Genomic DNA, 351 nt, shown 5'->3' on the forward strand with positions numbered 1-351 from the left:
TCTCCCGCATTTCCCGTACTGCCATCGCGGCGTCAGGCGGCATGGAGAACGCGGGCGCGGAGGAGTTCGAAGCCTGCCTGGCCATACATGGTGCGCTTGATCATCTTGATGCGGTTGATCTGCCCTTCGGCGGGGTTGGTGGTCCAGGGTAGGTCGAGAGCGGCGTTCACGGCGGCGATGTCCTTGCGCAGCGTGGTGACGAAGCCGGCCAGCGGCGTCGCGGCGGCAGCAGCGAGGACATCATCGAGTGCTTCGCTGCTCCGCCGCCGCAGCACGGCTGCGAGCCGCCTCGCTGCGGTGATTGTCGCGGCGAGGGTATCGGAGAAGGTGGGTCGCTCTTTGCGGTACCAA

General features: G+C 66.7%; 1 protein-coding gene. It reads right to left on the reverse strand.

The genetic code is table 11. The features are described from left to right. Positions 1-32: 32 nt before the first annotated feature. Positions 33-351 (reverse strand): transposase (locus M0638_RS23840; protein WP_248669459.1); only part of this gene is annotated, 319 nt, incomplete at its 5' end.

It is taken from the genome of Roseomonas acroporae (assembly GCF_023223525.1).
Classification (GTDB): domain Bacteria; phylum Pseudomonadota; class Alphaproteobacteria; order Acetobacterales; family Acetobacteraceae; genus Roseomonas_E; species Roseomonas_E acroporae.